We start from the raw sequence: 792 nt of genomic DNA, 5'->3' as shown, positions 1-792 counted from the left end.
TTATCACTAATTAAATTTTCATAATACCAAAAATACTCTTTTTTTCCATTACATTTATATTCAATAATTTCTGTTGGACTCTGTCCTTCTATTTTTAAATTTTCTACTTTTTTAGTTCCAAGGCTTCCAAATATAAATCGGTCCCCTTCAGTAATACCAAATTGGCCTAAATAATCAAAAAAAACTGCCGCTCCACGTACTGTTCTTATTGGCGTTGTTCTCCAAGCTCCTTTATTCGTTTCCTCAGGATATACTGCTATTACAGCATATTGCTTTTTTCCATTAATTATCCTTATCTTAAATTTGCTAGCAACAAAACCCTCTTTCTTTGAATCTTTAATTGAATGATAAAACATTGCTGCATATTCATCATTCTCAAAAACTTTAATAATATCATTTACGTTACTCATATAAGGGTATTCATCAAAATAATAATCAGCATTATTAGAAAGTGCCTCTTCCATTGTATCTGCATATATTGGTTCGGGTTCTTGAGAACATGGAATTTCACCATTACCATCATACTCGATGTTAACACTAACAGTACCATTACTATTATCATTATTCTTGGGTTTGACTAATGCAATAAATACAATTAATGCAAACAATCCAACAATTACTCCTACTATAATAAATAAGATAAGCCCTAAATGTTTTAATATTTTTTTCAATTTTTTTATTTATTTCCTCCGAAAAGGTAGTCAAAGATCAGAACCGTATCACGTCAATTTTCACTCTTCATCCATTTCTATATCGAATTGTGAGCTTGGTTTATCACTAATTAAATTTTCA

1 protein-coding gene is annotated in these 792 nt (G+C 29.5%); it reads right to left on the bottom strand.

From position 1 onward, the window contains the following. The coding region (locus DS742_RS28400) for a hypothetical protein (protein WP_117420259.1) at positions 1-671 on the bottom strand (671 nt) is incomplete at its 3' end. Positions 672-792: the final 121 nt, after the last annotated feature.

Origin of the sequence: Lacrimispora amygdalina (genome assembly GCF_003432035.1) — a bacterium.
GTDB classification, from domain to species: Bacteria; Bacillota; Clostridia; order Lachnospirales; family Lachnospiraceae; genus Lacrimispora; species Lacrimispora amygdalina.
Note: the sequence above shows the minus strand (reverse complement) of the source record. Positions and strands in the feature narration are given on the sequence as shown.